The organism is Anaerotignum faecicola, assembly GCA_024460105.1.
Taxonomy (GTDB): domain Bacteria; phylum Bacillota; class Clostridia; order Lachnospirales; family Anaerotignaceae; genus JANFXS01.
In genome coordinates this window covers 1-12409 of the sequence record JANFXS010000004.1, presented here as the reverse complement: position 1 = coordinate 12409, position 12409 = coordinate 1, and the positions used below count along the sequence as shown (strand labels likewise).

Annotated in this window: 8 protein-coding genes, 1 tRNA gene and 1 pseudogene; 6 read left to right on the top strand and 4 right to left on the bottom strand. The window is 45.4% G+C overall.

Annotated elements, in window-relative coordinates:
- Positions 1–95 precede the first annotated feature (95 nt).
- Entirely contained in the window at positions 96–1583 is a 1488-nt protein-coding gene (gene glpK, locus NE664_07295; GenBank protein ID MCQ4726458.1) for a glycerol kinase GlpK, read from the top strand.
- A 598-nt stretch (positions 1584–2181) separates the two neighbouring features.
- Here the strand turns inward: glpK and NE664_07290 are convergent.
- Both NE664_07290 and NE664_07285 read right to left on the bottom strand, forming a co-directional pair.
- Positions 2182–3537: an MATE family efflux transporter gene (locus NE664_07290; protein ID MCQ4726457.1), complete on the bottom strand. Its 1356-nt coding sequence runs from the start codon at positions 3535–3537 to the stop codon at positions 2182–2184.
- 136 nt (positions 3538–3673) lie between these two features.
- Positions 3674–3744, bottom strand: a tRNA-Gly gene (locus tag NE664_07285).
- Positions 3745–4071: 327 nt separating this feature from the next.
- Here NE664_07285 and NE664_07280 point away from each other — a divergent pair.
- Together NE664_07280 and NE664_07275 are read left to right on the top strand one after the other, a co-directional pair.
- On the top strand, positions 4072–4770 hold the full coding sequence (locus tag NE664_07280) for an MgtC/SapB family protein (protein ID MCQ4726456.1): 699 nt from the start codon (positions 4072–4074) through the stop codon (positions 4768–4770).
- A gap of 870 nt (positions 4771–5640) precedes the next feature.
- Entirely contained in the window at positions 5641–6726 is a 1086-nt protein-coding gene (locus NE664_07275; protein ID MCQ4726455.1) for a TRAP transporter substrate-binding protein, read from the top strand.
- A gap of 248 nt (positions 6727–6974) precedes the next feature.
- On the opposite strand, the gene NE664_07270 is transcribed toward NE664_07275, so the two are convergent.
- Together NE664_07270 and ppk1 are read right to left on the bottom strand one after the other, a co-directional pair.
- Positions 6975–7928, bottom strand: coding sequence for a phosphatase (locus NE664_07270; GenBank protein ID MCQ4726454.1), 954 nt, complete (start codon positions 7926–7928; stop codon positions 6975–6977).
- 406 nt (positions 7929–8334) lie between these two features.
- Positions 8335–10392: pseudogene (gene ppk1, locus NE664_07265) on the bottom strand (polyphosphate kinase 1).
- Between the two features lie 455 nt (positions 10393–10847).
- Between ppk1 and secG the strand changes: the two are divergent.
- The 3 genes from secG to NE664_07250 all read left to right on the top strand — a co-directional run bounded on the left by secG (position 10848) and on the right by NE664_07250 (position 12308).
- Entirely contained in the window at positions 10848–11093 is a 246-nt protein-coding gene (gene secG, locus NE664_07260) for a preprotein translocase subunit SecG (GenBank protein MCQ4726453.1), read from the top strand.
- A 180-nt stretch (positions 11094–11273) separates the two neighbouring features.
- Entirely contained in the window at positions 11274–11942 is a 669-nt protein-coding gene (locus tag NE664_07255) for a copper amine oxidase N-terminal domain-containing protein (GenBank protein ID MCQ4726452.1), read from the top strand.
- Positions 11943–12161: 219 nt separating this feature from the next.
- Entirely contained in the window at positions 12162–12308 is a 147-nt protein-coding gene (locus NE664_07250; GenBank protein MCQ4726451.1) for a hypothetical protein, read from the top strand.
- Positions 12309–12409: the final 101 nt, after the last annotated feature.

Below are 12409 nucleotides of genomic sequence, written 5' to 3'. Positions count from 1 at the left end.
GGCCGCACAGGGAAACGGGCTAGGTGCAGTACGGCGGAAGGAGCCTTAAAAGCGGCCGTAAACGTATCCATATTAACGCAGAAAGGGGCGGGGTCATGAAAAAATATATACTTGCGGCGGATCAGGGCACTACAAGCTGCCGCGCGATACTTTTTAATGAAAGCGGCGGCATTGAAGGCATTTCCCAAAAGGAATTTACGCAGATATTTCCCAAAGCCGGCTGGGTGGAGCATGACGCTGAGGAAATTTGGCGTACGCAGTTAAGCGTTATAAGGGACTGCCTTTATAAAAACAATGTAATACCGCAGCAGATTGAAGCCATAGGCATTACAAACCAGCGGGAAACAACAGTGGTTTGGGACAGGGAAACGGGAAAGCCCGTCTATAACGCCATAGTTTGGCAGTCGCGCCAAAGCGAGGGCATATGCGGGGAGCTTAAAAACCGCGGGCTTGAAGGATACATAAAGGAAAACACGGGGCTTTTGATTGACCCGTATTTTTCGGCTACAAAAATTAAATGGATACTCGACAACGTGCCCGGAGCAAGGGAAAAGGCCGAAAGCGGCCGCCTGATATTCGGAACTATGGATACATGGCTTATCTGGAACCTGACGGGAGGGAAACTCCACATAACCGACTATTCAAACGCGTCAAGGACAATGCTTTATAATATAAGAAAGCTTGAGTGGGATAAATATATACTTGACGAGCTGGGGATATTCCCGTCTATGCTTCCGGCCGTCGTGGACAGCAGCGGCATATGCGGCTATACCGACAAAAATATTTTAAACGGGGCGGAAATTCCCATAAGCGGCATCGCGGGGGATCAGCAGGCGTCCCTTTTCGGCCAGTGCTGCTTTGAAGAGGGAACGGTTAAAAATACATACGGCACGGGATGTTTTATGCTTATGAACACGGGAAACAACATTATAAAATCGGAAAACGGCCTTGTAACAACTATTGCATGGAGGATAGGAGGCAAAGTTGAATATGCCCTTGAAGGCAGTATATTTATAGCGGGGGCCGTTATACAGTGGCTGCGGGACGAGCTGGGCATGATAAAATCGTCGAGGGAAAGCGAATACTGCGCTCAGCAGGTGAAGGATTCCGAGGGGGTCTATGTGGTGCCCGCTTTTACGGGGCTTGGCACTCCGTATTGGGACAGCGGCGCAAGGGGTGTTATAACGGGGCTTACGCGGGGCGCCGGAAGGAACCATATTGTGCGCGCCGCCCTTGAAGGCATAGCGTTTCAAGTATACGATGTGGTACGCGCTATGGAAAAAGACTGCGGTTTCGGCATCAAAAAAATGCATGCGGACGGAGGGGCAAGCGCAAATAATTTCCTTATGCAGTTTCAGGCCGATATATTAAACTGCCGTGTGGAGAGATGTTCAGTTACGGAAACAACGGCGCTTGGGGTGGCGTTCCTTGCGGGAATAGCGACGGGATTTTGGAAAGGCCGCCGCGAGGTTGAAACGCTTAACAAAATGGAACGCGTATTTACGCCTGAAATGGACAGGAGTTTTGCGGCTGAAAAAATCGACGGCTGGAAAAGGGCCGTCGATAAGGCGAAAAGCTTTTAGGCAGGATATTGTAATCGTTGAAAACATATTATGATAATTGAGCGGTATGTAACGGCAGTGTAAAAGCGGCGAAAACAAAACCGGTAAAAGCCGGCGCAGGCAAAAACGGGGAGTTGGAACGTAAAAGCGCGTTTACATGGGAATGAACGGATATTGATAATAAAATACCGTAGGAAAAAAGAGTTTTAGCGGCGGACGGCTCGAAAAAGGCGATACGGGCGTGACAACATGATTTATCGGAAATGAAAACGGCGGGATTGCCGCATAATTTATGCGGCGCTAAATGATTTGCCTTGTTTTTGTTTTGGTAATAATGCTTTTAACATAACGGGGAATCTTAATATATTAGGACTATGTGCAGGGGCCGGAGGTTTAGGCGATATTGTATGGGAAAGTTCCGCCGATAGAACGGACAGTCAAATTTATGCGGGCGTATGCGCTTTTGCAAACGGGAGGCAAAGCTGTTTTATTAAAATCAGTATTTTGATAATAAAAGCCGCCGTGTTTTAACGGCGGCTTTTATATATGCTTTTTTACGGTTTGGGTTTGCAGCGGATTAAAACCGAAGGTATGATTTAAATATTTATATTGCCGCAGTTTATTGCGGCGCGCTGTTTTTAGGGGCGTATTTATACCCTTTTGAAATTTTGTGCTTAATTAAAAAGAAAGCCGAAATAAAGGACGTTAATCCCTCCGCAACGGGAACGGAAATCCAAATCCCCGGCACGCCGATTATTTCGGGCAGTATCAGTATGCTTGCAACGAGGAACCCGCATGTCCTTAAAAATGAAATTACCGCCGAAACTACGCCGTTTGAATACGCCGTAAAAAGGGCCGATGAAAATGTGTTGAACCCGGCAAAAAGGTAGTTGAAAGCAAAAAGCACAAGGCCGTAAGCGCCTATCTCATAAGTGTTCGTGCCTTTAGGCGAAAATACTTCTACTATAAAAGGGCTGCCCCAAATGGCCAAAATACTGATTGCCACGGAAGATATGCACACAAAACGTATGCATATTTTAAAAAGCCGAGTCATCATGTTTACGTTTTTAAGGCCGTAGTTGTAGCTGAAAACGGGAGCGACGCCCATTGAAAAACCTAAGTACATGGCGTTGAAAAGAAATTGGCCGTACATGGCTATCGTTATGGCCGCAACGCCGTCCTCACCTAAAAACCTGAGCATCATTACATTAAAAAGGTATGTTACAACGGCTGTGGAAAGGTTGCCTATCATTTCCGATGATCCGTTGCCGCAGCTTTTTATAAGCACGCCTTTATCAAACTTAGGCCTGACAAAGTAGAGCTCCTTTTTTACCGTAAAAAAGTATACGACGCCGAAAACGGCGGGTATCAGCTGGCTTGCGCCCGAACCGAGCGCCGCGCCTTCTATCCCCATATTGAGCGGTCCGAGGAAAAGGTAATCAAGGAATATGTTTGACACGCCGCCCGCTATTGCAAGCACAAGGCCTATGGACGGCTTGCCGGCCGTTACGAAAAACGTCTGGAACTGCACTTGGAGCATGCAGGCCGGGGCGAAATACATCATTATTTCCAGGTATGTCACGCAGTCATCCATCAATATGGGCGTTGCGCCGAGAAGCATTACTATTTCTTCGACAAATAAAAGGCCGAGTATAAGTACAAAAACGCCGAAAAGCACGGCTGTTAAAATTATAAGGCTGAAATTTTCCCTTGCTTCCCGCGGTTTATTTTCGCCGAACTTTTTTGCTATGATAGCGTTGCCGCCCGTGGAAAGCATAATGCCTACGGCAAGCAGGACGTTTATAATGGGAAATACAATGTTGGTTGCGGAAAGCGCGTTGCTGCCGAGGTAATGGGATATAAATATGCCGTCCACTATTGTATAAAGCGATACAAGGACCATCATAGCCATTGTAGGAAGCGCAAAGGCAAACAATGAGAAGAAATTGAAATTTTTACTTATTGAGTGCGACATTATAATCCCCTTTCGTGTAAAATAAAGTATCGGTTAAAACTTACGGTTCAGGCCGGGGCATGGCTGAAAGCAAGGCCTGCCTGCAATTATACAAAAAAATAAGGCACAAGAAGGCTAAGCCTTTTGTGCTTTATCAAGCAGGTGAAGGGAATCGAACCCTCGTTTTCAGCTTGGGAAGCTGACGTTCTGCCATTGAACCACACCTGCATGTGAGAGGTATTATACAACGTATATTTCCAAATGTCAAAGGGTTTTGGAAAAAAGTATAAATTTTTTTATACGGCGTTCAAATCGGCCGGAACGGGGATTTTTATTTAATAAATTATATGCAGACTGAAGCTGCCGCCCGATATAAAATACGGCGCGGATAGTTTTGCTAAACGTGTGGAAAAAATGCAAAAGGCGCGCAATGCGGACTTAAAGCGGAAGTTAAAAGCCGTACGGCGCCGTATTTTTGTATGTCTGCCATATGGCTTTACATTGAAGCGTATTATAATTTATATTATAGTGCGGCTGTTTATTTGGAGGGGAACAATGAAAGAATTGAATGAATTTGTTTTTTATCTCCGCCAGCTTAATATGGCGTCGCTGCTTTTAAGGTTTGTATTCGCCATTATATGCGGAGGGATTGTAGGTTTTGACAGGGGGAAAAAGCACAGGCCTGCCGGGCTTAGGACGCATTTGCTTGTCTGTATAGGCGCGGCGAGCGTTATGATTGTTAATCAGTATATTTCGGTATACCTTTCGCCCGGCTCCGATATGTCCAGGATGGGCGCGCAGGTTATAAGCGGGGTCGGCTTCCTTTCGGCCGGAACTATCATAGTTTCCGGGCACAGGCATGTGAAGGGGCTTACTACGGCGGCGGGGCTGTGGGCTTCTGCATGCATGGGGCTTGTTATCGGCATAGGATACTATGAATGTGCCGTTATTATGTGCGCCGCAATCATCGCCGTGCTTCATACGGCAAACAAGCTTGACCATAAATATATAAAATCTACCCAGATGGGCGCGTTTTATATTGAACATGACGGACGTTTCAAAATGAGCGATATAATAAAAATCGTTAAGGAATACGGTTACGCCGTAAGCGGGATTGAATATATAACTAACGGGAGAAGCGATTTCGGGGCCGTCCAGATGACCGTTGAAGGGGAATTCGGCGGCGGCGGGGAATATTCGCTTATAAGCCGCATGCAGGCCGTTGAAGGAGTGTTGTTTATAGAAGTTTTTTAATTCGGCGGGGGCGGTATTTATTTAGATTTTCGTCCGCGGCGGTTTTGGGCGGCAAATCACAGTAAGCGTCCATGCGAACACGGATATATGCGGTGCGGCTAAAAATGCGTCGGAGGATCGGGGTTAACGGCAAAGAAACGGCATTGAGGAATAAAAAAGACATATGCGGCGGTAAAAGAATTCGGAACGTCAGTTAAAGTGTAAGGTATGCGGCAAAAGGGGACGTTTTGATTCAGGCAAAACGAAGTATTATAATATATGCCGGAAACAGTGTGAATACGATGCCGCCGTTAAGTCATTTTGGAAATGTTTTTTCGGAGGACGCCTTGTGTTTTGAGTAAGTGTGTAAAAAATATATGTCCGACAACGGCATATTATCCAACATATTTAACAAAAGGCTCCTTCGCCGCATTTGACGGCGGAGGCTTTTTTGTACACAAAGCACATTTTAGCCGCATGCAAAAGCAAATTAAATTGGTTTATTTTTTGGCTTTATATATTATAGACAATTTCAGGAGTTTTTTTTTGTAACACGGGGCGCGCGGCAGCGGTGTATAATAAAAAATGTAATTAGCTTCAGTTTACAAGAGCGCGCACGGTTTTAACAGGCGGCGGAGGATCAATAGCGGCGTTAAAGCGTCTTGCCGAGGATCGCGTTTCGCTTTGCCCTTACGACGTTAACGTTCGTTAAAACTCTCCCGCCTCAGAAGAAAAAATTTTGAGGTTAAAGACGCATACGCGATTTCGAGGGGGAACCCGGGGCAGGCATATAAGGGGGGATGCGGAAAAATTTTCCTTATGGGCAGTGGGCGCCCTTGCAAACTGAAGCTAATGGGTTTTATTATTTTTATTATTTTAGGAGGGGATTTTATGAAGAAAAGGATTTTAGGGATCGCGGCGGCGTTTATGCTTGCAATAGTACCGCTTACGGGATGCGGCGGAACGGATACGGCCGCACAGCCGGAAAGCCAGACACAGCAGGACGGCGCTGAAAGCGGCGATGAAGGCGGAAGCGAAGGCGCGGCGGCAGACGCCGAATACGGCATAAAAGTGGGCCATGTGCTTGCCAATACACATCCTTACCAGCTTGGGCTTGAAAAATTTGGCGAGCTTGCGGCGGAAAAGAGCGGAGGAAAAATAAAAGTAGACGTTTTCCACAGCTCGACTTTAGGAAACGAAAGGGATATGGTTGAGGCCCTTCAGCTCGGCACGCAGGAAATGGTGCTTGTTTCAACGGCAGTGCTTTCAAGTTTTACGGATTCGTTCCTTGTTTTCGACCTTCCGTTCCTTTTTGATACAACGGAAGAGGCGAGAATGGTATGCGACAGCGATCTGGGAGAGGAAATACTCGGAAGTATTGAAGGCGACGGACTTAAGGGGCTCGTTTTCTTTGAAAACGGTTTCAGGAACGTAACGAACAGCAAACATGAAGTGCTTGCGCCGGCTGATCTCGAGGGGCTTAAAATAAGGACGATGGAAAGCCCGATACATATGGCGACGTTCTCCGTAATGGGCGCCGACCCTACGCCTATGGCAATGGGAGAGCTTTTTACGGCTTTACAGCAGAAAACGATTGACGGGCAGGAAAACCCGCTTGCAATAATTGATTCTTCAAAGCTTTATGAAGTGCAGGAATATTTGTCAATGACGGGACATTTCTATGCGCCGGCTCCGCTGTTCATTTCGACAAGTTACTTTGACGGCATGCCTGAAGATCTTCAGACGGCGGTTTTGGAAGCGGCTGCGGAAGCGCAGGTTTATGAAAGGCAGGTTCTCGACGATATGAACGCGGAACTTGAAACTACTTTAGCCGAAAAAGGCGTTAAAATAACGGAAGTTGACAAAGCGCCGTTTATTGAAGCGGTTGCGCCCGTATATGACGAATATGTAGGCGAAGGGGCGGGCCTTGTAGATCCTGAGATGCTTGCAAAAGTTCAGGAAATGCTTGGAAAATAACACGGATAAGGCATAGTATGCCCGGAACAAAAAGAAACGTTGCTTACAAGGCAGGATTTAACAGGATTGACGCTGTGAAAATCCTGCCTTTTTTATTATAAGCGTATGATGCCGGCTTATGGAAGGCTTAAAAGGCCGGACGGCGGCAATCATATGCGTGCCTGCCGTACGCGTATGGAGGGGCGGTTTTAACTGCACGGCGTGTATACGGAGCAATATGCGTGCCGAACGGAGCCAACGGAGGTTTATTATAAATTCGGCGGCGGCAGGAAAGCGTCGGGCTGAGTTTCCGATCGGGACGCGGCGTTTTCCGGATAAAGTTTTTGATAGAGGTATCCTTCCCGCACCCCGTAAGGGCTTGAATATATGTTTGCGGCGTTTACGCTTTTGCATACGGTTTCCAGTATCAGCATGCCGGGTATCAGCGTATGCACACGTTCGGGCGACGTGCGGAGAACTTTTTTCAAGACGTGCTTTTCATCTCCAGACAGTATTTCCAGAAGCTTTTTTATATTTTCCGCCTTTATGGCTTTGTTCTCCGATGGAAAACCGAACGTTTCATTGTTCATATTTTTTGCGGCGCGCACTGTGCCGCCTATGCCTATTACCGTACTGAACTCCTTATATTCAAGGAATTTGACTGATTTAATGAATTCTTCCGTGCGGCTTATAATTTCCTTTTTTTCCTTCTTTTTAGGAAAAAGCCCCGATACGCAGCTTGAATACATTGAAAGGGAACCGAAAGGAAAACTTACGGAATTTTGTATCTTACCTTTTTCGTATACGAGAAGTTCCGTACTGCCGCCGCCTATATCTATAAGTATTCCGCGTTCAAGGGACATTGAACGCGCCGCCCCTATGAAATCATATACTGCCTCCTGGCCGCCGGTGAGAACTTCCACTTCCAGGCCGGTTTCGTTATAAACGGTTTGAAGGGCTTCGTCTGTATTTGTTATATTCCTGAGCGATGCCGTGGCGAAAACAAAAAGTTTTTCGACAGGCAGATTTTTTACCGTAGCCTTATACTGTTTAAGCACGGAACACGCTTTTTTAATCCCTTTTTGCGTAAGCGCGCCGTTTTTAACATATCCGGCAAGCCCGGCTGTGTTTTTATTGTTGAAAAGCAGATTTATATCGCCGCCCGCCGCTTCATATATGCAAAGGCGGATTGTATTGCTTCCTATATCGATTACTCCGTACATTTGTTTACACCTCTTGTTTTTATTTGGATTCCCGCAAACCTTAAAAGGAAAGGGGCGGAAGGCCGCCGCTTTTGCGGCGTATGCTTTCGTTTACGGCGGGAACGGGGAAACTGCCGTTATTGTTTGTTTTTTCCTTTTCGATATGCCCGCTGTACAAAGAGTCTTTTTTACCGTTTTTTTCACAGGAATCGGATTCGGGAACCGTTTCGTTTATAATAATTTCTTCCTGCATAATATTTTCAGTATTGCCGCCGCCTGTAAAGCGGGGATTATTTTCCGAAGGGCGCGTGTTGTTGTCCTGCGGGGGGCATTGGCCGGCAGAGGCTTCTGTGAAGGGGCCGGAATCGGCGTATGGGGACGTCAGATTATAAAGCGCCGTTTCCATAAGGGACGAATACGGCGACGGCCTGTTTTCGGCCGCCGCATAAGCCAATTCATAAAATATCTCCTGCGAATTAACGGGTTCAGTGAGGGCCGGTATTCGTCTATAGCTTCCGTCGGCTTCCTGTTCCCTTGCTTTCACATTATCCGCAAGCATAAGCGCAAATGCGGAACATATCCTTTTTTTGATTTTTTTATCGTATATGGGCGCGGCGGCTTCAACGCGGCGGAGCGTGTTTCTTGTCATAAAATCGGCTGATGATATGTATATTTCGCTTTCGCCGCCAAGACCGAATATGTATATGCGCGAATGTTCGAGATACCGCCCGACAATGCTTATAACCCTTATATTATCGGTTAGCGCCGGAATCTTTGACTGAAGGCAGCAAATTCCCCTGACTGCCATATCGATTTTGACGCCCGCCATAGAAGCGCGGATTAAAGCGTCTATTATGGTTTTATCCGTCAGCGAGTTTATTTTTATGCCTATATATGCAGGCCTGCCTTCCAATGCAAGCCGACGCTGGCGTTCGATTTTTTCTATTATTCGGTTTTGAAGGCAGTTGGGGGCTACAAGCAGGCAGCGGCTGTCAGTTACCGTCTGCCCGAGAGACAGGCTTTGGAAAACCAGGGCCGCATCTTTTCCTATAAGCGGGTTTGCGGTTATCAGGGAAAGATCTGTATACAGTTTTGCTGTATTTTCATTATAGTTGCCTGTGCCCACATGGGTTATATATTCTATTTTTTCGGATGTTTTCCGTGTTATAAGGCACAGTTTGGAGTGAACCTTTAAATCGTCCAGGCCGTATATGACATGGCATCCCGCTTCCTCAAGCCTCCTTGACCATTCGATATTGTTCTCCTCGTCAAAGCGCGCTTTAAGTTCCACAAGCACGTCTACCTGTTTGCCGTTTTCAGCGGCGTCTATTAAGGCGTTTACTATTTTGCTTTCCCTTGCCAGACGGTAAAGCGTCATTTTTATGGAAACTACGCTTGTATCATGCGCGGCTTCATGCAGAAGGCGTATGACGGGATGCATGCTTTCGTACGGATGCATAAGAAGTATATCTTTTTCGGCCGCCTGGGATAATATGCTGCGGCTTTCGTCCGCTCCGGCGGGTTTCTGCGGCGAGCGCCTTTTAAAAAACAAGCTTTCCCGGTTTCTGAGAATGTCCCTTATATCCGAAAAGAATGAGAGGTCAAGAGGGGATTCCGAGTAAAACGTGCCGTTCTGCCTAAGATTCATATAGCCGCAAAGTTTTTCCGTAACGTCCCCGTCAAGGCGGCGCGTATATTCCATTCGTACCGGAGCCAGCTTACGGCGGCGTTTTATAACCTTTTCCATTTGTTCCAGATAGTCAAGGTCTTCGTCATATATTTGTTCGTTGTCTATGTCGGCGTTGCGGGTGATACGGATAAGGGATTTTGAATATATCTTATAGTTTTTAAAAACCTTGGGAAGGAAATGAAGTATAATTTCTTCGGCAAGCATAAAAGCGCCAGGCTTTGATCCGACGGGTACAAGGCGGCTGAAAAGTCCCGGCGCACATGGTATTATGCCTATTTTTTCCTTTACGTTTTTGGATTCCATTACGGCCACGGCGTATATTTCTTTATTTTTTAGAAAAGGGAACGGCTGTTTTTTGCCTACTACTATACTTGAAAGCAGCGGGCTTATTTCCGTATCGAAATAACGCTCTATTGCCTTGCCCTCCTCATGAGAAAGCGAGGAAAAGTTTACAAGGCGCACCCCTTCCGCTTCCAGGGACGTCATAAGGCTTGCGTAAACCCGATCCTTTTCCCCGCCCATTAGGCGCGCCTGCTTTAAAACCGCCGATATTTGTTCGCCTGCCGTCATATGAGTCTTATTGTCGCGGCTTTCTGCGCTTAAATGCATTTGGTCTGTCAAAGCGCCTACCCGAACCATAAAAAATTCGTCCAGATTAGTTTGATATATGGAGAGGAAAGACAGCCTTTCGCAAAGGGGAACGGATATGTCGTCGGCTTCTTCGAGCACACGCCCGTTAAACTGGAGCCATGACATTTCCCTGTTTTTGTAACATCTGTTTTTTATTTTTTTCATCTGAATTACCTCCTGAAAATTTTGAAACATAACGACCGTTATCGAAAATACTATCACAGCAATATTTAGTTTCTGTATTTATTATGTAAAATTATTATAAAGAGCGGAGGACCCTTATATGTTCCGGCACAAATAACAAGGTTTCCGTTTCATGCCGCCCGGCGTTTTTCAAAGGGAAATCGGAGCGTTCGGTCAAGTATTTGCAGCGCGAAAGAGCGGAAAAATTTATCATGCGGTACGCGCAGGCCATTGTAAAGCTAATATACTATAACTTTAAGAAACGGGTATTATATATGTATGTAATTTCGGAAAATTTAAGCCGGCCGGCAGGGCGTACAAGAAAATACTGCCGTTATTTTGAAAAAACTGTTGATACTGTATAAATGGTATGGTATAATACAGGCGCTGTATAAAAAAGCTGATTTTTATGCGTAAGTAAACGGAGGGTTTATATAATGAGCACAGTTGGTATGGTTTTAACAGGGGTGTTAATGGTTATAGCCGTTTGCCTTGTAGTTATTATCCTTTTGCAGAATAAGCGTGCGGCCGGCCTCGGCGCAATGGGCGGCAGCAACAACGGCGGTGATTCCTACTGGAGCAAAAACAAAGGCAATTCCATCGAAGGGGCGCTTTCAAGGTATACTAAGATTGGCGGAGCGCTGTTTATGATTATTGCCGCTCTTATTATGTTTATAAGATAATTTTTCGGCGGGGCTTTTGTCCCGCTTTTTTGCGCGCGGATTTAGCGGCAAAACGGACGGGTATTTGAATAATCGGCAAATTTGTTTGTGTATTTTGTTGAAAGTTGTTGTTTGTATGATATAATACAAATAGCAACTTTTATTTTTTTTTGCGGCGTATCAGGTGGGGAGGATTTGGTTATGAAAAAATTTTTTTTAGCGGCTGCCTGCGTACTTACTTTAACCCATTGCGGCTGTTTTTCGGTTTTGGCAAAAGATAATGATGGCATTGAAACGCTTGAATACGGCGGGATTAATATTGTTGCCGACGGCAGAAAGACAGCCGCGGCGGAAGAGCCGTTTATATTCAACGGCGTTTTATACCTTCCTCTGGAAGATATTGCCAAAGCGGTGGGGAAAGAGGTCCGATGGGATAAAGAAACGGCGACCGTATATATCGGGGAGACGCCTGTGCAGGAAGAAATCGGCGAAATTAAAAAGTCCGAAAACGGAAATGTAATTTACGATTCCGGTGACATTAAAGTTACATATACGGGGGTAAGCATAGATGATTTTGACGATTTAAGCATAGATCTGCTTATCGAAAATAATTCCGATAAAAATTATTTGGTTGACGTTATTGATTTTTCCGTTAACGGTTATATGGCGTCGCAATATGGATCCTGTGAAGTAGTTGGAGGCAAAAAGGCCTTAAGCGCAATTACGTTGGACAGAAGCGAGACGGCAAAGTTTGGGATTAGCAGTCCGGCTGATTTAAAAGAAGCGGAATTTGTGATTGAATATTATGAAACAGATGATTATTTGTACGGTGAGCCCGTTAAGTCGGAAATAATAAAGCTTAATTTCTGATTTAAAAAAGGCGCGGAATATAAAACCGTGCCTTTTATTTTTTACAAGAGGTATTTTATGTATAAATTTTGTATGTACGGGAATAATTTAAGCAGTCCTAAAGCCCGATTTTAGGCGGGAAAAGGATTGATTTAAAATTTTCAAAAAAAATGTTGACATTTGTCAAAATACGTGTATAATAAATACTCGTGTCACCTGAAACGGCGGATTGGAACGCGCTTGAATGACAGCTTCCACTGCGTTAAGGATGAAACAAAAGTCGAAAAAGTTTTAAAAAAAGGGCTTGACAAAAGCCGAAAAGAGAGTATAATAAATACTCGTGTCACCCAAAGGAGGCCGACGGGAGAAAGCATGGGACTTAAATAAAAGCCTATATAAAAGGAAAGAAAACATGCGGGATTCCAAAGGGATAAAAAACTTCAAAAAGGGTATTGACAAAATGTGAAAAGAGAGTATAATAAATACTC